Source organism: Nonomuraea endophytica (assembly GCF_014203235.1).
Lineage (GTDB): Bacteria > Actinomycetota > Actinomycetes > Streptosporangiales > Streptosporangiaceae > Nonomuraea > Nonomuraea endophytica.
Genome location: NZ_JACHIN010000013.1, coordinates 67,801 through 87,596, shown reverse-complemented (window position 1 = coordinate 87,596; position 19,796 = coordinate 67,801). Strand labels below are relative to the sequence as shown.

The following is a 19,796-nucleotide window of genomic DNA, read 5'->3' as shown; positions in this document are numbered from 1 at the left end:
CCTGACCCACAAGCAAGGGGTGGTTGGCTTCGGCCGATCCCCTGGCGAAACCAACCACCCCTGTCACATCACATGACCCGTCGGCCGTGTCCGACAAGGTCACGAGCCATACCTGATGATGACATCGTGCCTGCCCGCCGCCATGGACTCGATCGTGAGTGTGCGTGCTGAACTGTCATAACTATACTCGTTCGACGGCACCGCGACGCCGTCGACAACCACCGATGATGGACTAGTGCGGGAATATGCCGTCACGTCCATCACGTCTGGAATTTCAACGACGCCAGAGTCTTTTCCTGCACTGGCGTCATAGCTGAACGAGCTGCTAAGCCGACCGCCGCCCGTCAACAGCACCTGTCCGTTAAACGTGAGGCTCGCTCCCCTCGTCATCGCGTACCCTTCAATCTCCCCTTTCCCGTCATAGCTCACTACCATCTGTTCCGCGTCACTCGTCACGCCGCTCAGCGCATACGTGCCTTCACCCTTTCTGAACAGAACAAGATCAGTAAGCGAGGGTGACCGATTTACCTTAGTTCCTAACGCATCGCTATTCTCGACACGTATTGCGTCAATAGCGGTCTTCGGGCCCGGAATAGCCCCAACCTTCTCAAGCATCACCGAATCTAGGCCGATATAGAAGTTTGATGCTTGCTCATTCTTACCTACCACTTCAAGACGCAGCTCGTGGTCGCCCGCGGTTAGGAAGAATTGCCCGAACTGCTCCTTCGGAGAAATTTGATAGGCAAAATTCGATGAGTACAAGTCAACTTCATTTCCGATTGGCACCCCGTCTAGCTTGGCGTGAATCTTCCCATTTACCGTCCATCGCATGAAATGCGCACCTAGATCATAAATTCCTGACTCATCAACAGACAACTTGTATGTGATGTAGTCTCCGACACTTTCTGCCTGATAATAGCCAAAGTTGGTGTCCAATAAGGCAGAGATTGAGTAGCCCTTGCCTGAGGAGGACACCACCGGCAGATCCTTGACGTGCATGAAGCCGGAGTCCTGCCGCTTCTCGGCCTTTAGCACACTAAGGAAACGGGCGTGCGTTTGCGCTGCTCCTGTGCCGACCTTTAGGTACCGTCCAAAGTTCTCGGCGCCCGTGTATTCAGATACGACTACGGGCCGCGGTGACGAGTCCAGGACCTTCACTGCCATTTGCGCGTCTCTCTTCGCAATATGGAGATCGTTACCGTTGGTCGTTGAACCATTCGCCACCGGCACGCCATCCACTTCAATGGTGGCCAAGTTCCCAGTGTACAGGTTCCACCAGAACGGCTTTGCTACGGTGGACTCCAAGTCATCTAAGATCACATAATAATCGCGATCAACCTGAACAATGTGGCGATCGAAACGCTCCAGGCTCGGGACTTGATAGGCGTGTTCCGCCGATCCCTTTACATAGGAATACGTCGGTGCCTGAAGTCCGTCGAGGAGAACGCCGCCGCCCTTTTGACTTTGGCTCGCGTCATCCACCAGTACGGTGTTATGACCGTACCTCATGGTGAAATCGTTCGCCGGCCCTCGGGAGAAGTCGGCGTAGCCCGGATCAGCAGCCAACCAAGTCGTCCCGTTGGCGATGATGAAGCTATTTTGGTCGTAGTGATTGTGCCCCAGCATTGAATTGTTAGAGGTAAATGCCAGCAACGTGTCGTCGCTTTCCCATCCGGTACGCATCGACGCCCAACCGACTTCCTCCAGCACGGATGAGACTTTCGAAGCGTCGGGAGCCGTTATGGTTCCGGCAACATTGAAGTAGATATATTGATCGAACAGATTGGTCTCAGGCTTCGCCTTCGCCAGGTACCAGCCAGCATCGCCATTGCCCAGGCGCGCATTGATAATGCTCATCGTTACATTGAAATAGTAGCTATTCCTGGAATCACCAAAGTTTGCGAGTCCCGCGCCGCCAGTGGACACGAAGTTCACGGCCCATTGAACAACAAAATCATCAATGAACGGGTGCTCCAAGAGCGATGAGTTCGAGCCTGTCACGCGGCTAATCTGATCGGCGACGCGTAGCAGATTGTCAGTAGCATACGAGTAATAGGACATCCCTTCGTTCTGGCCGGATTCCATCCTTTCATCCAGATACCACGTCAGATAATCTTCGGCCCGGGACAAATACTTGTCGGCGTCGGGGTTGTTACCCAACACTGCGGCGCTAGCGCTTGCCAGAGCAACCACTCGCAAGACTTGGATATTGTTGTCATCGAGTATTCTTGCATCTTGGTAAAGCAGCTTCAGGCCCAGATTCTCTAGTTTCGCCTCGACAGTGGACCGTTCAGCGCTAGAGAGGTGGTTATACAGCATGTCGTATGTCGTGGCAGCGGCCAATGTTAAATGAGCATGCTCGAGGCTTCCATTGAAATAGCCGTAATCGATACTCGGGTCCGACCACGTGTCCCACGTTGCCAGGGTCAAGAGGTATTCTTTCGCACGATCGCCATAATCCGCATTGTTCGACACCAGATACGCTAGGCTCAGTGTTTCCATTCTCAGCTGTATCTGCTTTGACAGGGCCGTCCAATACGGATAGTAATCAGTCCCCGTCCAGTCAGGGGGCACTGCCATAGGTGAGGGCTGCACGACTGGCACGTTATATGTTACTTGATATCCACCATAATAGGAGATTCTAAAGTTGGTTTCCACGAGGTATTTATTCGCACTAGCGATGATGTCAGACCAGATTTTTTGACCCGATGAGCCGAACGGTGAAGTCGTGGGATCCGTTGACCTAGTCTGAAGCTTGCTTATGTCATCGCTCGTAAAATAGAGCCTCGGATGACCCGGTACGGCCAGGTTGTGTTGCCTGATCACATCCGCCAGCTTCAGACGCAACAGGACGTTGTCATAGAATACGGTTCCGACGGTTTTTACATCAATGTACAGCAATATTGTTGCATAAGTCGTATTCGCCGGCGCTTCGAAGGCGACGGATATTCGTCTCCACTTGCTGGCAGCGGCGCCTACCACTGGGTACACGCCGATGCGCTTGTCGCTGGAATCCCAGAATTCTAGAAATACCTGGCCTTTGCCCTGCAGCACATGTATGTCGGCTGACGCCTCGTACGTTTTCCCGGCGTCGGCCGGATACTTGCTGCTACGAGCCGCGGCTCCTGTCGTCGTGCTATCGTCGGCCAGCTTAGCGCTGTAATGACCGCTTGAGACCTGTTCCGTTGACGATTCGAATTGACCAGCAACAACCTTCCAATCCGCAGGAAGGCCATCACGAACGAGCTCGAATCCACCATTTGCAAGCTCAGGTCTTATTTCAGCCGCGTCGAAATAGGCTGTGCCCACATTCGCCACGGACTGATAGACGAGAAGCGTCGCATACGATGCATTGGCCGGCGCTGTTCGTTCCAGGTTGATGGCGTTCCAACGCTGCGATGTGGAGTTCGTTCCGACGACGTAGTCAATTCGCACGTTGCTCGAGTCCCAGAACTCGAGGTAGAGCTGTGATTTTCCCTCCAGATTGTATGAATAGATGCTTGCCTTGTATGTCTCGTCCGGCACAACGGGAATATTGAGGCTACGTACACCCGTGCCCATACCGCCGGCGGGATCGAACAGCTTGATACTCTTCGATCCGTCGTACACGACCTCCGTGGACGATTCATAATGACCGGAGTGGCTGATCCATCCTGTTGGCTTGCCGTCAACAGCTTCCTCAAATTTCCCATTGAAGGGGAACTGCGGCGCAGGCGGAAGCATTGTTAGCGACGTGTCATCAAAATATGCCGTTCCTATATTTGAGGAATGCTGATACACCAAAAGCGTCGCGTAGGCCGCGCTTGCTGGCGCGACTTCTTCCAGGTTGAGTTTATTCCATGTACTTGTCGTGCTGTTCGTCTTTATTGCGTAATCAATTCGGACATCGCTCGAGTCCCAGAACTCTAGGTAGAGCTGGGACGTTCCCGCCAGGTTGAAGGAGTACGCAGAAGCTTCATATGTCTCGCCTGGAACTACACTGACACGTGAACTGCGTAGCCCGGTTGATCCGCTGCTGGACGAGTCGATCAGCTTAGCGCTGTACGCACCTCCGCGAACCTGTTCGGTCGAAGATTCATGCTGTCCGGCGAGGGATACCCAACCATCCGGCTTTCCGTTGGCGACGGTTTCGAACCCGCCGTTGAAGGCTTCAGCCGCCTTTACTGACCCTGATCCGATGATGAGAAATTGAACTAGCAATAGGCAGACCACTGACACCGACATTATGCCGCGCTGTACCTTTGTACGCCCGCGGCTGGTCTTTAGACCTGGCCCTGCGTATACGAGCGGACCGGTCATCTCTACTCCTTGTCGGTACTGTCGCACCCGGCATCTACCTCATGATTGGTCCAGAGATAGATCTCTGATTCTTTTGGTTCCGTCGACCCGTTCGGTACTACTGAACGCGGAGCGGAGCCGACACTGGTTGAGGTAGCACCAGAATCACAATTCCTCCGGGACGCAGCATGCGGTTGCTGCGCCAATAATGGGCGAGATGCTGACAAGCGATGCACACGTCATCGTCATGGATGTCCGCGCGGTTGGTACTCCCGAGGCGTGATCCCCGACATGAGCATCTGCCTCTCGTCGTGCCATCGGTCCCGTCTCCACTGGGTGCCCATAACGTGCGTGAGTATCCTGCGCCACCCGAACAAAGATCATCTAACCGGCGACCAGTACATATACGAAGAACCAACATGGCCGAGGTCACGACCTACGCGGGAGCAGTTGAGTACTCAGGTCCTAGGTCAGATGTAGGGCATGCTGCCATCTGATCCATGCACCGTCAAGAGTTCAGGAGGGCCATTCAGAAGTCGATCTAGGAGCTGTTCGAGGTTCGGATCATGGAGATGAGGTGAGGAGTTTCAGCCACATGATCGAGCCTCGTAAGTGAAGCCCTGCCTCGTAGCCTTCCGGGGTCTCGTCGTAGCGAGTGGCCAGACCGCGCCAGGTCTTGATATTCTGGAAGCAGCGTTCGACCGTGTTCCGCTGCCGGTAGCGCAAGGGATCGAAGCCGACGGGCCGCCCACCGGCCGACCCCTTCGTCTTCCGGTTGGCCCGCTGATCGCTCTTCTCCGGGATGACCGCCACGATGGGACGGCGACGCAAGTAGGCGTGGTTGGCCTTGGAGGAGTAGGCCTTGTCCGCGGCCACCGCGGCGGGCCGGGTCCGAGGCCGGCCAGCCGGACCCGGGACGCGGATCTTGTTCAGGACAGCGGTGAACAGCGGGCAATCGGCGGCTTGTCCAGGCGTGAGCAGGAAGGCCAACGGCCTGTCCGGTGCCAAAACTCGCTCGTGGTGCTGGCCTGCGGTTTCGTACGTCGTCAAGCAGCGCTGCGGTACTCATTGATTAGGCCGCAGCCGGCGCTTCGTCTCTCTATTCGGGCCGTGAGATCGACCACCTCGGCCGGATCGTGAACCGGAACGTGAAGGGGCTGACGTAGTGACAGCGCCTGATGCGGACGGTGCTCGTTGTAGAGGCGCTCGTACTTGGCCAGGATCTGTCGCAGGTGCCGCCCACCATACACAAGAAGGTGATCAAGGCATTCGCGCCGGAGCGTGCCAACGAACCGCTCGGCGAACGCGTTCGCCCGTGGCGAGCGCGGCGGAATCTTGACGATGTGCACGTCCGCGCCGGCGAGCACACCGTCGAAATCTCTGCCGACTTTGCCGTCCCTGTCCCGGATCAGGAACCGGAACCTGTCGGCTCGTTCGCCGAGTTCCATCAGCAGGTTGCGCGCTTGCTGCGCCGTCCAGGCACCGGTCGGGTGAGCCGTGACACCGAGGATGTGCACGCGCCGCGTTTCGATCTCCATGACGAACAGCACGTACAGACGCTTGAGGAACACCTGTACCGCGCCAAAAGGCACGAATGACGGTTGAACTGCAACAACGCGACCGCCCACCGGTAGAAGCTGAGCGCTCGCTCAAGTATGTTTGAGCGAGCGCTCGGATGAAAATGATCACCCTCCGGGCGTGGGGATGTCCTCTTTGAGCCTTCAACCCTGGTGCGAGAGGCCCGATTCCGCGGTCTCAGCGATCAGCGCCGCGTTGTGGCTGCCCGATCTTCTCTGGTCCCTTCGGGATTGTTGCTTGGTGGCGGCGCAACACGCCTACCTCGCCCCCGCTCTGAACAACTTCAGCACCGCGCATGATCAACTGGGCCAACGCAGTGAAGGCATCGCTGCCCGGCAGGAGGCGTTGACCACCTAGCGCGCGTTGGCTGAGCGGTCTCCGGAGCAATACCACCAGCGCTACATCGACCAGCACGCCGCGCTGCGCCGCCTGCTTGCCCGGGGTGACCAGCCGATGAGCTCGCAGCACCGACGGCAGGAAGCGGGCCAATGCCGCCAAGAACGCCCGATCGGCCCAGTCCGGCTTCGGCCGGGCGACCTGGCGCTTCAATACGGCCGTCTCATGGCGGAGCACCATGATCTCGACGTCCTTGGACGCTTGACCACGACCCGGCAACACCAGCCGGCCAAACACCCGAATCAAGGTCAGATGCAGCAGATGAACCGGCACGGACTGCGATCTTGCCCGCGTAGTCTCCGAAGGTCAAAGCCGCAGATCAAGCACCACGCGATGAGTTATGAAGCTGTACACCCAGCCCGGCTTGCCATCGAGCCGGCGGTGGAGCACGTGGTTCTCGTGACGTAGCACCAGCAGCTCAGCCTCTTTGGACAGATCAGAGCGAACCAGCACGGCCAGCAGGCCAACACGCTGCACCAACCGGTAGACCAGTGACTACAACACCCGCGATAGTCGCAGCCGCCGGCCACGCAGCAGAGCAACAGCTCACAGCACGAAGCCGTGTTTCCGAACGGCGCAGGATGGTCTACAGGCTGTGGGTCGAAAGGTCAGGAGGCCGCGCCCGACCAGTAGGCGCTCGCCCTGTCCCAGGCGGCCTGGCCGACCTCGGCGCCGAGGGCGCGCCCGCGCAGGTCGCCGTCCCGGAAGTGGATGCCGCCGTAACGCCTGGACTGGCCGGCCTGATCGGCCGCCTCGGTGAAGGTGTGCCAGCGCAGCGTGACGTCCTGCGCGGGGCTCACCCCCGGCTCGACTGTCGAGGAGCCCTTGGCCACGACCGCGCTCGCGCCGAAGTAGTCGCTGCCCGTGAAACGTTTCAGTACACGGGCGGCGGCGGCGCTGAAGGTCGAGTGGCCCGAGACGTGCTCGCCGAACGGCGGTGTGGGGAAGGTCGACGGCTGGTAGGGCGTCCAGGTGGCGCCGTCGATGTCGCGCCCGTCCCAGGTGCGGATCGTGGTGCCCTTGTAGAGGTGGCGGATCGCGGTGATCGGGCGAGCCGAGTCGTTGTCGCGTTTGGTCTCCCACGAGGCGATGCCGGCGTCCATGACGGCGTTGGACAGCGCGAAGTACATCTTCACGTCCTGGTCGAGGGTGTGCCTGTCGCGCTGGGAGACTGTGCGGGCCAGGAGTGACCAGTGCCCTGGGGGCGTCTCACTGCTCGGGCCGTCGCTCCAGTAACCCGAGATCGCCTTGTGCCGGTCGGTGAGCGCCGCCGTGGTTTGGACGATCTCCGCGGCCTGCTGCTGGTATTCGGCACTGCCGTACAGGGCGGCTCTCGGCACGGCGTCGGCGAGATCGCGGGCCTGACCGCTGAAGGAGGCGACGCCGCCCCAATGCGGCGCGAGGAACGGCGGGGTCACCTCGACTCCTGCCTTGTTGACGAAGGTGAGCGGCTGCCACCTGCTGGGGTCGTTGAGGGCGGCCAGCGGCTGGCTGACCTTCATCGGGGTGTTCACCGGCTGGTAGCCGGTGGTGTCGGCGTAGCCGCCGAGTTGGTTGGAGCCGTCGGTGTGGCGATAGGTGAGTACGGCGGAGCAGGCCCGGGCGCCGATGCCCGCCGCGGTGCTCGAGGTGTCGGCAGGGTCGTAGCCGAGCTCGCGCATCAGGGCGTCGAACGACGCACGGCCTGCCGGATAGAGGTCGACGGCGGCTGCATGGGCGGCATAGCTGATCGCTTCGTTCTTGTTGGCTCGCGTGTGCTCGGCGGGCGGCCTGCGCAAGGAGGCGCCGAGCCTGGTGCCGACGGCGACCGTGTCGTAGGCGGCCCAGGCGTCGTAGGCGCAGGTGTGCATGATGGCAAGCGCCCGGGCTACCTGGGGCGGACCGAGCGTGCCCGTGCGTACGCTCTGCAGGAGCGCATCATTCCAGCGCAATGCCATGTTGGGAGGTGGCGGGGTGGCTGCGTGGGTGGGGACGAGCATGGTCGCGGCGATCAGCAATGACGGAACCTTCATGATCCCTCCTTTGAACGGGTTCACCAAGATTCCATAGTATGTTCGAAAGATGAGCTATCTTTAGCGTAAGTGTTTGGTATCTTCGCCGAAGAGCGCAGCATGGGCTCGAATAGTTAGCCACAGCTCCCAATCTGCGGATTCACTCCACAGGTCAAGTCCCACGCTCCCGTTTGAGTTGTCGCTCAAATGGTTTGAGCATCGCTCAGACCGTGGCACCCAAGATCTTCGGGCGTGAAAGGAATTGCAGGTCACCACGTGAACCGAATATTTGAGCTCCACAGGAACAGGGCGCTCAGCTGGAGCGGGACCTCAACCACCGGCTCGTCTGGCCAGTTGTTGCCGCAGTCGAGCTCAGACCCGACTGCGTCATCCAGCAGCTCGACCAGAATGCCTCCATCTGCACCGTGCCGGTCGCGAGGCTGCCCACCAAGCCGATCCCGACCCCAACCAGCAAGCTCGCCATCGCCAGTAGTCGAGCCACCGGTGCGTGTCGCCCGCACCCGCCATGCCCCACAATCAAGGCCGCCCAACACAGCGGCAACCCGAAGGCCGTGCCTCCCGACCCGTTACCCAAACGCTCCTGCTTCAAAGCGAGGAGCGATGACACGCCTAACGCTCCTGTCCCCGGCCACGGAGTAGCGGTGGTGTCGGAACACTGGGCCCGCGTGACGAGGAGAGGCTTTGCGAATGGCCCGATGTCGTCTACGTCTAACCCTCGTCTCCTCAAATTGATCTTCTCCGACACTCACTGACAGATTGTTCACCATTCCGGACTGCAATCACCGGTCCTGCAGTCAGCCGTAAATCGCCCACTCAAATTACGTACCATCCCCTATGGATATCCATCAGAGCTGTGTCTACCATCAAGCAGGAAACATCGACACCGAAGGAGGTAACCAATGAGCCGTGTCAAGAAGTTGGGTGTTTCGGCGGCCGCGATCGCCGCCGTGACAACTCTAATGTCACCGACTGCTTCCGCCCAGGCACCGACCTGCAACGATAGTGCGCAGATTGGCACTATCGGCGGCACTGGCTGGGCGATGTGCAGCGGTACCGGAGTGACTCAGACAAGGGTCGTGCTCTTCTGCCAGAATAGTAGCGGTAGCTACACCACGGTGTACGGCCCCTGGGTTGCTAATTCCGTTAAATCAAATGCCCGATGCAGCAGCACCGCATGGCCGATATCGGTCGGACATCAAAGAATCTGAACCACCACACGCTAATCCGGTCGCAGCGTCAATTCCGCTCGACCGTGACCCGGCCGTTCCAGGCGAACCCTGAACCACCCGAAGTCATGATCATTAGTTGCCCGCAGGGACGCAGGCTAGTCTCGGTCCTTAAGCCGGTACCTGTCGCCTTTCAGCGAGACGACCTCGGCATGATCAGCCAGGCCCCTGGAGGGCATGGCGCTACTCGCCGCGCAGCAGCCGGGTCAGGCCCAGGCCGGCCAGCACCGGCTGGATGGTTCCCGGATAGGAGAAAGAGACGTCCGGGGCAGGCCAGCGGGTTCTTCACACGGTGGGATTCGACATCCAAGCCGGCCGGTCGGGGTCGTCTGGGGCGAGGCGGAGGGCCAGGTGTCCGAGGTCAGCGATCGCCCCACGGACATAGGTGGCGCTCACGCCTTGGCCTGTCGGTAAGCCTGGCCCCACCGGCCGCCACCTGTGACATTCCCGCAGCTAGGTGTGCCGTTGATGAGCTCGACCTAGGACAGCGCAGGTATCACTCGCCTTTGAGCCGAGCCAATGCTTGTCGAGCAGCCGTCGTCATCAGTTGGTCGGGTCCCAGCACAGCTTCTATGCGTTCGGCGACGTGCGCGTACTCGGCCCTGGCTTGCGCCAGTGCCCCAGCGGCCTCGTACGTCGAAGACAGGCCGAACCAGGTGATCAATCTGTCCGGATGGTCTGCCCCGACTACCCGTTCTTGGGCGGTGAGCGTCTGTTCGAACTGCTCGATCGCCTGATCGGGACGCCCGGCCTAGGCTGGCTGGCTGGCTGACGCGAGCCGTACCTCCTGGTCTTGGAGAACGCGGTCGCCCCGACGCCGTCGCGCCGATATTGCCGGCGACCGGTGTCGTGCGGGTGCTCATCACCTCCACCTCGCACGCCTTCGAGTGGCTGGCCGAACCTGTAGCGGTCGAGCGCTTCACTGCAAAGGAAGCACTCGACTCTCTGCGCGAGCGGGTCGGTCCGGGCGACGTGGCCGCGGCACGGGTGCTGGTAAGGCAGTTGGACCGGCTGCCTCTAGCGCTGGCCGTGGCCGCGGCGAGCATCGTTGGTCCGCCGCGGATCCGCTACAGCGCCTACGTCGAGCGCCTGCGCGCTGAACCCATCGATGGGCTTCTGGCTCGCCCCTCGGGAGAGGCGTATCCGCGCGGTGTGGCGCAGGCGACCCTGCTTGCGCTGCACGCGGTGAGCGGGCAGTCGAGGGTCCTGCTGAGGGAACTGTCGGTACTGTCGCCGCCCACCGGGGCTCGCTGCCGCCTGCCCACTAACTCTCCGATTTTCGGACTAGATCGAAGGCTGATCGAGTGAGTCCGGGCGCTGACCGTCGTCACTACCTGGCCTGCTGGAGGCTCCAAGCGGCGCGTGTTGTCAGGTGTCGAACATGCTGACAGCGCCCGCCGACCGGCGACAGGATGGCGCAATGGACGACCCGCTCGGCGAGCTGGGAGGGAGCATGCTGGTGCGATTCAGCACTGGTAGCAACCACCCCGAGGAAAGCAACCTGGGAGTCTGGCCGGCGCCCGCATCTCCTTCGTAGCTCGATTGCCGGCCGGACGTGGAAAACGGGCCCGTCCAAGGTGTGGCGGACCCGCTTCCCATGCTAAACGGCTCAGGTGGAGACGTTGTCGCCGGTCTTGGTCTGCAGGTTGATCAACCGACCTGCCTGGCCGTTTCGTGCTGCGGTGGTGACGAGGGCGGCGGTGGATTCGGCGGCGGTCTTGGCCAGCTCGGGGTAGACGCTGGTGTAGGTGTCACGAGTGAAGGTCGAGGAGACATGCCCCAGGGTTTCCTGCACGATCTTCACATCGACCCCGGCAGCCAGCATCCGCGACGCCGCACCATGCCGTAGATCATGCAAGCACACCGACGGCAGCCCCACATCGAAAGCCAGCACATAGAACTGACCACTGACCTGCGGATGCAACGGCCTGCCCATCTCGTCGGTAAAGACGAACCCGCAGTCCACCCACGCCTCCCCCGCGGCCAAGCGCTCAGCGGCTTGAGCCTTACGGTGCGCACGCAGCGCTGTGACGGTGTCATCATCGAGCGCGATGGTGCGGTCGCTCGCCTCGGTCATCGGCTTGCCTTGCACCGGCCGCCAGCCGAGCTGGGTGACCTGCCAGTGCACCCCAGCAAGTCCCCGCCGACAGGTCGACGTCCCGACAGCGCAGCCCTACCGCCTCACCCCGGTGCAACCCCCGCAACGCGATCTGCCGATACAGCGCGAACAACCGGTGCGTGACCGCGTGGGCGAGGAAGACATAGGTGTGCGACGGCGTCCACACCATCACCGGAGACGGACGCAGCGTAGAGGCATACACGGCGAGCATCACCGCCCGGCTCAGCGCGCCACTGCGCCGCTGCTGGTCGGCCATCAGCCGCTGCCGCAACGCCAGGTTCCAGTCGGCGACACGTTCGTCAGTCCACACCAGCGCCTTCGGCGAAGCAGTTCAACAGTCCCAGCTCGCGATCAGGCTGGTTCCAATGGGATACGCGCTGAACGCCTGCACCGCCCACCTGTCCACCTCGGAACTCTGGGCGCTCAAGCAGTGCAAGTACCTGCTCGGCGGAGTGGTGAACGACTTCGATTCCCAGCCCGGCAATATCGTCTCGACGATCACTGTCGACGAACTCAACACGGAGTGCGACCCAGAGGACGAGGACAACGTGCAAACTTCCTGCCCGGCGGCGACCCACTACGCAAGCCACAAGATCGGGCGGCTGTGGCACCCATCAGACCATCGCGGGCACGGTCATGCGCACGATGCCGTACTCCGGTGTGCGGTTCCCCGTGGCGACGCTTGCCTCGAACGAGGCGCCCGCGGCGCCATACCGAACGGGGTTCGCCCACACAAGGTGTGACGCCCCCGGAGCGGCAGGCACTCCGGGGCGGTTGTGTGTGGACGGACCGTCAGCCGAAGCAGTCCCTGGAAATTACCTTCCCAGTCTTCTCGTTTTGGCAGACTCGGCAAGTACGGTTCGGCCGGTCCGCGGTCGGCGACTTTACGTTGTCGCAGTTGATCGTCCCGGTGTCCTCCGGTGTCTTCTTGGAGTCTTCGCAGTACTTCTTCTTCCAGCCGCCGCCCTTCTTCTTTTGTTTGCAGTAAAGACACCTGCGGTCCTTCTTTTCGAACCATTGACATTTCGGCGCGAAGCTGAGCGCCGTGCCGCAGGGCGAGCTGGTCGCAGTGGTGGTGGTGGTGACCTGGGCCTGCACGTCAGACGAGGGGAGAAGAACGGCAGCCACAAGGGCGCTCACAGCGGACACTTCTTTGAGCATGAGATCCTCCCCGCTGTTTGATTGTGCTCTCGCCTTCCATCGTGACCCGCCGCCGCATGGAAGCGTCAAGATGTGCGGAGAAGATTCTTTTTTCTTGACCAAGGAATCCGTTTCGGATGTTTAAACATAACTTTAGTCGACTGCCCTGCAGTGGACCCGTGTGATAAGGGTCGGCGGAAATGTGGTCGACGGGCCGGGTGCTCGGCGGTTCAGTGGCGGATTGTTGTGGAGACGAGGTAGGAGCCGTCGTACGTACCCGATCACGGGGACGTCGCCGGGAACGTCCGGCTTGGAGACCGGGACATCCGGCCCGCCCCGGTCGCCACCTGCCCCTCCGTGACCTCCTGGGCGCGGGCGAAGTCCCGCGAACGCCTGGACCATATGAGCCAACGTCGCGCCGCTCTGCCGTGGTCAGCCTTCGACCTTCAGAGCAGGCTCCACAACATTCTCCACGGCTACGAAGCCGACCGACGCAAGGGGCAACTGGGATTCACGACCGCTTTCCTGCTGGAGAGATCCTCGACGGGACGCTCATCCACACCGACCGCGTTCGTGCCGACCGGCCCTTCTCCGGCAAGCATCACGTGCACGGCATGAACATCCGGGTCATCGCCAGTCCAGATGGGACGGTTCTGTGGGCCTCCGGTGCGCTGCCGGGCAAGACCCACGACCTGACCGCCGCCCGCGTCTGGGGCATCCTGCGGGAACGGGAGAAGACCGGGATCCTCACCACCAGGGCGCCGAGACCACCGTCATGATCTCGCCCTACAGGGGCAGGAACAAGCCAGCCTCGCAGAAACAGCCAACCGCTCCCATGCCAGTCTCCGCGGGCCAGGCGAACGGGCGAACGAGCAGCTCAACTGAAACGCGACGCGGCATTGAATCTGTCGTCTGCGGATCCCGCTGCACCCGGACGACCTACTGGCCGCGGTCTGCCGGCGCGCCTGCATGGTGATCACCGGCGACGAGTGGCGCCGCCGCGCGACTGCGGCGGCTGACCACTCAGGCGGCCACGAGCACGAGCGCGATCCCGGTGACAACGACGAGCGAGGGCGCCACGAGCCAGATCAGATCCTGACCACGTCGGACGACCCCTACGCACCCCGGCGACAGGCCGCGCGGGTGCCGACTTCCCCGGGCGAGGGCGGGCGGATGGACACGATACGGCTGGCCGTACTGCACGCACCAGGAGGCGACGCGTTCGCGGACACCCTGACCGAGCGCCTGGCCGGCCTGCCGGTGGAGATCGTTCAGGACGTGGCGCAGGCCGACGCCGTGGCGGTCGTGCTCACCGGTGACCTCCAGGTGACGGATCCGGCCGTAAGCCGCGACCTGCCGGTGGTGTGGTTACGGGTCCATCCGGTGGACGTGCCACCAGGCTGCCGCTGCTACGACTTCACCGGACCGGAGCAGTGGGAGGAGCTGATCGGCCACCTGCGCTGGATCGGCTCGCCCGCCTACCTGATCGACCGATACGAGCAGCGCCTGCGCACGCTCGACGAGCGGTACCCCGACACGGAGCGCCGCGCGCGGAAGCGCATCGAGCAGGAACGTCAACTCCTGAAAAGCCGCATAAACTCCCAAAAGGTTCGCCAGGCTGATCGCGGACGTCCCGCCACCCATGCGCCACCGGTGACCGGCCGCGCCCCGGCGGCCGGCAGCCACGCCGGCGGATTACGGTTTTACGGCCAGCCCCTGCCACTGGACGAACCACTGGACCGGCTGGAGGAGACGCAGACGCTGATCGACCTCCTGGCCTTCGGGCATGGGGCGATCGCGCTGATCGGCCCCGACGGCAACGGCAAGACCGCAATGATCTCACGACTGTTCCACCGGCTCCCCGAGGTCCGCCACGTCCTGCCCATCGACGGCTTCGTCTACCTGCCCGCGCGCGGACCGTACCCGATCAACACGGTGACGGTGCTCAGCGCGATCGCGGTGCTCGGCCTGGACGCGCACCGCGGCGTGGCCGCCGACCTGACGACGCTCACCGCCGGGCATCCACGCGTGCTGGAGCTGATGGTCACCCTGCTGCACGGCGAGCCGGACCTCACCCTCACCGGCCTGGTCTTGCAGCTCAAGCGCGAGGGCCTGACGTGGACGGCGCTGGTGCCACCGCTGCTGAGGCGGGTGCCGGCCGCGCTGGACCGCACCGAACAGCGCGTCCTGCAGGCCCTCGCCGTGCTCGGCCGCCCGAGGAGCCCGCCGCCGTGGACGCGATGCTCGCCCCCTACCTCCCCGGCCAGCTCAACGCACCGACCCTCGACGACCTGGTACGGCGCCGCCTCATCCGCAAGGACGGGCACCGATACGCCCTTCCCCGCGAACCCGACGCGGCCTGCTTGCTGGATGGCCTGGACCTCGGCTTCGCCGCCGACCGCACCCGCGAGCCCCGTCCCCTGACCCGGAGAGCCCTGTATGCCCTGGCCGCCGACTACTTCGCGGCGTCCGCGCCCCAGGTGCTCGGCGAAGAAGACATGATCCGCCGCCTGGCCGAAGTGGAGATGCGGCTGGCCGGCGGCGAACGGGACAAAGCCGGCGAGGTCATGGCCTGGCTGGACACCACATGGTCCCACGAGCAGAGAGCGAACCCCTGGCTGGCGCAGTTACGCGCCCGCGTGCCGATGGAGGACGACTACCTTGACGTGCAGAACCTCTCCTCCCGAGCCATGACGCTCCTCAACCAGGACGACCCGGACACGGCGATCGACGATCTGGAGGAGGCGATCGAGATCTGCCTGCGCCCGGACCTGCTCTTGCACCTGAGTGCCTGCGACCTTGCCATCCAGCTCGGGGGCGCGCATCTTCAACGCGGCGACTGTGCCACGGCCGGAGAGCGGTACACCTATGCGCTCGACGAGGCCGAAGAAGGTGACCTGCATCTGCTGGCAGGACAGGCGAGGGGCGGGCTCGTGCGCTGCCTCTACGAGCACGGGAAGTTCAAGGACGCGCTACGTGAGTACAAGCGCGCCAAGGCACACCTCGACCGCGGCGACGAACCCGGCGCGACGGGTTCCAGCCTCGTCCTGGAGCTGGCACACGCCGCGGTTGTGGCCGCGACCGGCAGACTGGGACCCGCCGAAGAGGTTCTCGACCAGGGGCGGCGCAAGGCCGGGGAACTCGGGCAGCGTCACCTGACGGGCGCCTTCATCGGGCAGCGTGCCACGCTCTGCCTCGACATGGGCCGGCCCGGCAGAGCCCGCGAACTCGCCACGCACGTGCTCGACCTGGGGATGCAGATGAACAACGTGCCCCTGCGCCGGGAGGCGGCCATCGTCCTGGCGCAGGCGTACCTCGGCATGGACGGGAGCGCCGACAGCCTCCGGGCCGCCCAGGCGGCCGCCAACCACGCCGTGCTGCGGCCCGACGACGCCGTCACCACGCACGTGCGCGCGCTGGCCGCCGGAGCCGTCGCCGCGGTGCCCCGCGACGTGCAGCCCTCAGCGGTGCGGGCGACGGTGGAGTCCGTCGTCGCCGGGCGCACCGTGCTGCCCATCGACGTGCTGCGGGGCCTGACCACGCCGGGCGCGGTGACGCCACCGGAGGCGGTGCCGCCCTCGCCGCGGGAACTGGGGTGGCTGCGCGAGCTGTCCACCGGGGCGACCGTCGCGGACGTGGCCGATCGCGCGGGGTACTCGGAGCGGATGATGTTCCGGCTGCTGCGCGAGCTCTACACGAGGATGCGGGCGGGCAACCGTACCGAGGCGCTGCTGCTGGCCCGCGAGCGCGGATGGTTGTGAGTGCGGAGAGTGCAGAGGGCGGACGCACGGATAGCGTCGTGGACCCGTACGACGATCGCTTTCTAGCGTCGAAGGATGCGAGCCTGCCGACTTCGGGGGAGGCGAGAGCGATGATGACGCGCTGGGGGGACCGCTTCGGGAGGCTTCTGCCGTTCAAGGTACGGCCCGACGACGCGAAACCGACGTGGCGGCCCCGGCCGACGCCGAGTCAGCGCGCCCAGGAATCCGGTACGGCGAAGCCGTCCGGGCCAGAGCTGGACTGGTTACGCCGCCTCGCCCGCGGCGACACGGTCGCGGATGTCGCCCGCTCGGCCGGGGTGTCGGAGCGCACGATGTTCCGCAGGCTCCGTGGGCTCTACAAGAAGATGAAGGTGCGTGACCGCGCCGCGGCGCTGGGGCTGGCCAAGCGACGCGGCTGGCTGTGACCCTCCCTTCACAGCCAACGTATATGCGAGCCGGGTTGGGCCACCTCGGATTGGCGCGGCTGCTTGTGACAGAGATCAGGCCGGCTTCTGTGAAAGCGCCGGGTGCTTCCACGAAGGTCGTGGAAGCACCCGGGCGGTTCAGAGGATGGCCGTCAGGCCGTGGGAGTGCTGCTCACCGCGATGTAGTCCTCGAAGTCGAAGTGTGACCGTTGGAGCCTGTTGAACAGCCGTTGAGTGTCGCCCCGGACATAGACGTACGCTGTGGGTCGCCGGTGAGAGCGGCACCGGCGCCCGGGCTACCGGTGAGGATGCCGCGGAGGTTGACATAGCCGATGAAGTTCGTCGCTCCCGGGGCTCTGCGGTTGACGTAGAGCTGGTCGGTGGTTCCGCGGACGAAGATCTCCACCGAGCCGTCGGACAGGTTGAGCACGGCGATGTCACTGTTGGCGACCCCGCCGAGGCCGCGCCGGCCCGGCTGGTCGAAGTTGTAGGTCATGACCGCCCGCGTGGCCGCGTCCTGGAGGAAGATCTCGTTGGGCTGGACGCCGGGGCGGTGCCCGCCTGTCAGAGCGATGTTCCCGCGTACGGCGGGCCCGCCGGTGCCGGTCCATCCCGTGGTGCTGCCGTCGCTGGACAACACGGTGGTGGACACGCGGTTGTCGGCATCACGGACGACCACGCGGAAGGTGTTTCCCGCTGCCCGTGGTAAGAGCGGCCGATATCTCGCTGGTGGTGAAGCCGCCGAGGTTGCGCCAGCCGTTCCAGCCGCTGGTCGTCAGCAGATTGGTGTGGACGGCCCCGTCGTCGAGCCCGCGGGCGAAGATGCGCACGAGCTCGCCGTCGGCGCCGGACAGTTGCACGACCTCGATCTCGCTGGACACCAGCAGCCCGGGTACCACCGTGAACCCGGTCTGCACGCCGCCGTTGGGGAAGAGGTTGGTCACCACCTGGTTGCTGGTGTCGCGGGCGAAGACCCGGACGCCGACATCGGGGATGGTGGCCGCCTGTGGATCACCTTGCGGGCTTCCTCCGGCGTCTGCCAGAGCGGTTACCCCACGGACCGGGATGGTGGGATTCCTGCGCCTGGACAGGAGGGCGTTGGTCGTGGCCCGGGTGACGACGTAGTTGCTGCCCCGAGGGTCCGCGAGCGGTGTGCTGAGTTCGGTGACGTCGGACGGCAGCGGGGGCGCCACCGGGTTCCTGACCTGAACCCCCAGAACCTACTTCCAGGCCTGCGAGCGCAGGGGCTCGTCCAGCTCGACCCGTCCGGCGAGGTTGTCGACCAGGCCGACCAGCGTGGCGAACGCGCACTCGGTGACCAGCTGCAGCAGGTCAGCCGGTCCGAGCCCGGCGGCCGCGGCCCGCCGTACCACTGCATCCGGTACGGCGCCGCGGTCGATCACCAAGGCCGTGGCGAAGGCGTAGACGGCGGCGTGGACCTCCTCGCGCGGTTCGGCGCCGCGCCGCATCGCCTCGATGTCGTCCTGACCGACGCCCAGGTGGCTCAGCACGGTCGAGTGGAAGGCGACACCGTAGGCGTTGCCCACGGCGACGCCGACCGCGACCCCGGCCACCTCCCGGCGTACCGGGTCGAAGGAAGGGTCGCCGACAGCGCGGCGCAGGCCGTCGAAGCCCTTCAGGAGGGTAGGGCTGGCCGCGATCGTGGCGGCGAGGTTGGGGACGAAACCGAGGTCGGCCTCGATGCCGTTGAGGATCGGCCGGGACTCGGCCGGAGCGGTCTCGGGAGTGAGAATCGGAAGGTTCATGGGTGGACCTTCTCCCGGGCGCCGGTCGGGTCGCGATTCCCTCGCGGGGAAGGGACGCACGCGCCCGCCGGCCGTAGGGTCGGCCCTATGGAGTCGTCCTTCGGTACCCTGGTGCGCTATTGGCGCCGGGTGCGTGCGATGAGCCAGCTCGATCTCGCCTCGGCCGCGATGACGACCCCGCGGCACATGAGCTTCCTGGAGACCGGCCGCTCGAACCCGAGCCGGGAGATGGTGCTCAGGCTGTCGGGCGCGCTGGACGTCCCGCTGCGCGACCGCAACGGGATGCTCCTGGCGGCCGGGTTCGCTCCGCTGTTCGCGCACAGCGGGCTCGACGACCCTGCGCTGCGGCGGGTCGTGGCCGCCATCGACCAGATACTCGACCGGCACGACCCGCTGCCCGCCGTCGTGCTGGATCGCGGCTGGAACCTGGTGCGCGCCAACCAAGGTGCGGCGCGCCTGTTCGGGACGCTCTTCGCGCCCGCACCGATCCCTGAGGACGCCAACGTGCTGCGGCTGATCATCGAACCCGGTCCGATCCGCGACGCCGTCGCCAACTGGGACGAGGTCGTGCCCGCCCTGCTCGAACGCGCACGGCGCGAGGCGGTGGGCGGGGTGCTCGACCTGGTCACCGCCGAGCTGGTGCAGGAGCTCCGGTCGCGCCCGGAGGTCGAGGCGCTCATCGCGGCGCCGCGGACCACACCGGCGCCGATCCCGATCGTCGACGTGCACTTCCGGCTCGGCGGCGCAGTCGTACGGTTCTTCTCGGTCGTCTCCACCATCGGCACGCCGGTCGACGTCACGGCGCAGGAACTCCGCGTCGAGGCGTTCTTCCCCTCGGACGAGGAGAGTACCGAACGCTGGAGTGCCGATTACTCGCGCATCCACCCCGGGAGACGACGACAGGCCAAGTCGTCGCCGCCGAATGTGAGAACACACGAGAACGAACTGCTCACTTAGATTTCCACCACGCCGGACGTTGCAAGGCCTGGAGCTCGCTCCGGCCGTCCTGCAGAAGGGACGGCACGGGGGATGAACGACACCGAACGCCAGCCCACCTGGACGGTCCTGACCAACCATGCCCGGATGTTGCGCATC

General features: G+C 63.9%; 15 protein-coding genes and 4 pseudogenes. 7 read left to right on the top strand and 12 right to left on the bottom strand.

The genetic code is table 11. The features are described from left to right. Positions 1-99: 99 nt before the first annotated feature. The 7 genes and pseudogenes from HNR40_RS38660 to HNR40_RS57990 form a co-directional block, all read right to left on the bottom strand. Positions 100-4,299 carry a heparinase II/III domain-containing protein gene (locus tag HNR40_RS38660; protein ID WP_184970490.1) on the bottom strand — a complete coding sequence of 1,400 codons (4,200 nt, stop codon included), beginning with the start codon at positions 4,297-4,299 and terminating at the stop codon, positions 100-102. A 543-nt stretch (positions 4,300-4,842) separates the two neighbouring features. Beyond that, positions 4,843-5,274: pseudogene (locus tag HNR40_RS38655) on the bottom strand (transposase); the annotation flags it as partial. Between the two features lie 50 nt (positions 5,275-5,324). Further along, complete coding sequence (locus tag HNR40_RS38650; protein WP_221341353.1) at positions 5,325-5,906, bottom strand: integrase core domain-containing protein; 582 nt, start codon at positions 5,904-5,906, stop codon at positions 5,325-5,327. A gap of 127 nt (positions 5,907-6,033) precedes the next feature. Continuing rightward, on the bottom strand, positions 6,034-6,525 hold the full coding sequence (locus HNR40_RS38645) for a hypothetical protein (protein ID WP_184970486.1): 492 nt from the start codon (positions 6,523-6,525) through the stop codon (positions 6,034-6,036). Positions 6,526-6,558: 33 nt separating this feature from the next. Then, the gene (locus tag HNR40_RS38640; protein ID WP_184970484.1) at positions 6,559-6,729 is read right to left on the bottom strand and encodes a hypothetical protein; all 171 of its coding nucleotides are present in this window, start codon (positions 6,727-6,729) and stop codon (positions 6,559-6,561) included. A 131-nt stretch (positions 6,730-6,860) separates the two neighbouring features. Continuing rightward, positions 6,861-8,264, bottom strand: a complete 1,404-nt coding sequence (locus HNR40_RS38635) for a vanadium-dependent haloperoxidase (protein ID WP_184970482.1) — start codon at positions 8,262-8,264, stop codon at positions 6,861-6,863. A 1,722-nt stretch (positions 8,265-9,986) separates the two neighbouring features. After that, positions 9,987-10,226, bottom strand: a pseudogene (locus HNR40_RS57990) (tetratricopeptide repeat protein); the annotation flags it as partial. Positions 10,227-10,339: 113 nt separating this feature from the next. On the opposite strand from HNR40_RS57990, the gene HNR40_RS38625 reads away from it, so the two are divergent. After that, on the top strand, positions 10,340-10,798 hold the full coding sequence (locus tag HNR40_RS38625) for a hypothetical protein (RefSeq protein WP_184970480.1): 459 nt from the start codon (positions 10,340-10,342) through the stop codon (positions 10,796-10,798). Positions 10,799-11,099: 301 nt separating this feature from the next. On the opposite strand, the gene HNR40_RS38620 is transcribed toward HNR40_RS38625, so the two are convergent. Next, positions 11,100-11,618 (bottom strand): tyrosine-type recombinase/integrase, encoded by a 519-nt coding sequence (locus HNR40_RS38620; RefSeq protein ID WP_184970478.1) that lies wholly within the window; start codon positions 11,616-11,618, stop codon positions 11,100-11,102. A gap of 137 nt (positions 11,619-11,755) precedes the next feature. Here HNR40_RS38620 and HNR40_RS38615 point away from each other — a divergent pair, with 137 nt between their 5' ends. Next, positions 11,756-12,352, top strand: coding sequence for a hypothetical protein (locus tag HNR40_RS38615; protein WP_184970476.1), 597 nt, complete (start codon positions 11,756-11,758; stop codon positions 12,350-12,352). A gap of 49 nt (positions 12,353-12,401) precedes the next feature. Here HNR40_RS38615 and HNR40_RS38610 read toward each other — a convergent pair whose 3' ends face one another. Then, complete coding sequence (locus HNR40_RS38610; RefSeq protein ID WP_184970474.1) at positions 12,402-12,770, bottom strand: hypothetical protein; 369 nt, start codon at positions 12,768-12,770, stop codon at positions 12,402-12,404. Between the two features lie 518 nt (positions 12,771-13,288). Between HNR40_RS38610 and HNR40_RS55435 the strand changes: the two are divergent. The 4 genes and pseudogenes from HNR40_RS55435 to HNR40_RS38595 form a co-directional block, all read left to right on the top strand. Next, positions 13,289-13,472: pseudogene (locus HNR40_RS55435) on the top strand (transposase family protein); the annotation flags it as partial. A gap of 55 nt (positions 13,473-13,527) precedes the next feature. Further along, positions 13,528-13,628, top strand: a pseudogene (locus tag HNR40_RS57985) (IS5/IS1182 family transposase); the annotation flags it as partial. 1,352 nt (positions 13,629-14,980) lie between these two features. After that, entirely contained in the window at positions 14,981-16,510 is a 1,530-nt protein-coding gene (locus tag HNR40_RS38600; RefSeq protein ID WP_184970469.1) for a hypothetical protein, read from the top strand. Positions 16,511-16,620: 110 nt separating this feature from the next. After that, entirely contained in the window at positions 16,621-16,935 is a 315-nt protein-coding gene (locus HNR40_RS38595; RefSeq protein ID WP_184970467.1) for a response regulator transcription factor, read from the top strand. Positions 16,936-17,107: 172 nt separating this feature from the next. Here HNR40_RS38595 and HNR40_RS38590 read toward each other — a convergent pair whose 3' ends face one another. Genes HNR40_RS38590 through HNR40_RS38580 form a run of 3 tightly spaced genes read right to left on the bottom strand, consistent with a single transcriptional unit; the run spans position 17,108 to position 18,701 of the window. Further along, entirely contained in the window at positions 17,108-17,614 is a 507-nt protein-coding gene (locus tag HNR40_RS38590) for a hypothetical protein (protein WP_184970465.1), read from the bottom strand. Continuing rightward, positions 17,601-18,128 carry a PLL family lectin gene (locus HNR40_RS38585; protein ID WP_184970464.1) on the bottom strand — a complete coding sequence of 176 codons (528 nt, stop codon included), beginning with the start codon at positions 18,126-18,128 and terminating at the stop codon, positions 17,601-17,603. The genes HNR40_RS38590 and HNR40_RS38585 overlap by 14 nt, the downstream gene beginning before the upstream one ends. 27 nt (positions 18,129-18,155) lie before the next feature. Continuing rightward, positions 18,156-18,701, bottom strand: coding sequence for a carboxymuconolactone decarboxylase family protein (locus HNR40_RS38580; RefSeq protein ID WP_184970462.1), 546 nt, complete (start codon positions 18,699-18,701; stop codon positions 18,156-18,158). A gap of 138 nt (positions 18,702-18,839) precedes the next feature. Here HNR40_RS38580 and HNR40_RS38575 point away from each other — a divergent pair, with 138 nt between their 5' ends. Beyond that, positions 18,840-19,658 carry a helix-turn-helix transcriptional regulator gene (locus HNR40_RS38575; RefSeq protein WP_184970460.1) on the top strand — a complete coding sequence of 273 codons (819 nt, stop codon included), beginning with the start codon at positions 18,840-18,842 and terminating at the stop codon, positions 19,656-19,658. The last annotated feature ends 138 nt before the right edge of the window (positions 19,659-19,796 follow it).